Source organism: Pseudomonas sp. P5_A2_2, from assembly GCF_054177685.1.
In genome coordinates this window covers 1-2,283 of sequence record NZ_JBGCUL010000736.1, presented here as the reverse complement: position 1 = coordinate 2,283, position 2,283 = coordinate 1, and the positions used below count along the sequence as shown (strand labels likewise).

Annotated in this window: 3 protein-coding genes; 2 read left to right on the top strand and 1 reads right to left on the bottom strand. The window is 57.2% G+C overall.

The genetic code is table 11. The features are described from left to right. Positions 1-684, top strand: a 684-nt coding sequence (locus ACXRVY_RS24975) for an integrase domain-containing protein (RefSeq protein ID WP_458238516.1), incomplete at its 5' end; no start/stop codon positions are given. Beyond that, positions 681-956: a hypothetical protein gene (locus tag ACXRVY_RS24970; RefSeq protein ID WP_223461104.1), complete on the top strand. Its 276-nt coding sequence runs from the start codon at positions 681-683 to the stop codon at positions 954-956. The genes ACXRVY_RS24975 and ACXRVY_RS24970, both read left to right, overlap by 4 nt. Before the next feature lie 257 nt (positions 957-1,213). Here the strand turns inward: ACXRVY_RS24970 and ACXRVY_RS24965 are convergent. Then, on the bottom strand, positions 1,214-2,283 hold a 1,070-nt coding region (locus tag ACXRVY_RS24965), incomplete at its 5' end, for a KUP/HAK/KT family potassium transporter (protein WP_458238515.1).

Genomic DNA, 2,283 nt, shown 5'->3' with positions numbered 1-2,283 from the left:
AACCGCACCCTCGCCGCGCTGCGCGGTGATCAGGACGTGAGGATCGCCAGTCCGAGCCAGGCGTTGGGACAGCACCGCTCGAGCGTACGCACCCGCGCGCCCGATGGCCAAGACCATCAACAGGTGCGGCGAGTACTCGAGGCACTTGGCGAACAGCACCACGAGCGGGTGGCCGCGATTGTCCTGTTGGCCCGAGCAACCGGCATGCGCCTGCGCGAAGCGATCCTGGCTGACCTACCACGACTTTACCGCGAAGCCGAACGCTTAGGCCGCATCAACATCCAGGACGGCACCAAAGGCGGTCGCTCAGGGGCTTCCGCGCCGCGCTGGATCGTGGCCAATGAAGAGGTGAAAGCGGCGCTGCAGTTGGCTCGTCATGCGTCGCCGCCCGGCAGCCGCAACTTGCTGGCCCGCGACGAAAGCTACGCCGTATTCCTGCAACAGACCGTGCTCCCCGCCCGCGAAGTGCTGCATGAACACGGGCTGAAGGGTTTTCATGAACTGCGTGCAGCCTACGCCTGCGAGCGCTACGAGCAACTCACCGGGCACGCTGCACCGGTCAATGGTGGACAGTGCTATCGCATTGACCGTGAACTGGATCGACAGGCGCGCCAACAAATCAGCCTTGAGCTGGGGCATAACCGGATCGATGTGGTGTCGGCGTACATTGGAGGTCGAGCGTGAGCAAGCCCTTCGATATGGCGCTGTTCCTGAGCGGCGTACTGACCGGCTCGAAGGTCACGCAGCAACGCCACCTACGGCAAGCCCGAGCCATGCAAGCGGCCATTCAACAGCGATGGCAGCGAGACAATCCCTGGACCTGGCAGCTCAAGCATGTGCGCTGGTTTCTCACTCAGCACCTAAAAGAACACTCCGATACCACCCGGTATTACTACCGACTCACCGCTCTGCTGGTCTGGAAGCGATTAGGGAATGACCGAGAAATGATGATCTAACGCTCGAATCGTGGGTAGGCAGCCCACCAGTCTCACTTGTCCGCCTTCATCTATCTCAGCGCTGACATCCTCTTGCTGAATGAACCTGTTCGAAGTACACCGCCGCAACGGCAAAAATCGGCCAATAGCGGTCGGTCGACGCACCTGCTTCAGTACTACATAAGCGTAGGCATCAGGAAGGTAGGTTTGGCAGACGCTTACGCCATGACCCCGGGCACCCCACTCTATTCATTAGAGACAGGTCGTGAGGGATAGCGCTATAGCACCACCTGAGTACCCAATTCGACCACCCGATTAGAGGGGATTTTGAAGAAGGCAGTAACGCTACTGGCATTGCGGAACATCGCCACAAAAATCAGGGCGCGCCAATAGGCCATGCTTGAACCTAACTTCGGAATCAGCGTTTCTCGCCCGAGGAAGAACGACGTATCCATCATGTTGATCTCCAGCCCAGCCTCACTTGCCAGGACCAATGCTGCAGGAATATCTGGTTCGTCCTTAAAACCATATTGCACGACCACTTGTGCGAAGTTGCTCGCCAGGCGACGAATCATTAGGCGGTCGTCAATAAGAACATAAGGAACATCAAGTACCTTCACGCTCAGGATAATGATCTGCTCATGCAGTGCTTTGTAATGCTTCAGACTGTGAATCATGGCATGCGGCACGGACTCTGGCTCTGCGGTCAGGAATACAGCCGTCCCAGGTACACGCTGAACGCCGCCTTCGACAATATTGGCGATGAAGGGCTGCAACTGCATCGCTTCGGCCGCCAAGCGTTCACTCAGCAGTTCTCGGCCACGTTTCCAGGTGGTCAGCAAGATGAAAATAGCCATGCCGAATACCAGTGGGAACCAACCACCGTCTGGAATTTTCACTGAGTTGGCCAGGAAAAATCCGAGATCAATGCAAATAAAGGGTAATGCCCCCAGAACGGCGCGCAACGGACTCCAATGCCACAATCGAATCGCTACAGCTATGGCCAGAAAATTGGTGATAAGCATGGTTCCGGTAACGGCAATGCCGTAGGCGGCAGCCAGGTTTGAGGACGAGCCGAACCCGACAACCAGAGCAATGATCGATGCGAGCAGCAGCCAATTTATGGCCGGCAAATAGATCTGGCCTATTTGCCGATCTGAGGTGTGCTGAATTTCCAGGCGGGGGGTGTAGCCGAGTTGCATCGCCTGCTGGGTGATGGAAAAGGCGCCGGAGATCACAGCCTGTGAAGCGATGATGGTTGCCACTGTCGCCAGAATCACCAGCGCATAGCGTCCCCATTCCGGGGCTAGCAGATAAAACGGGTTCTGTATTGTCGTCGGATCAGCAA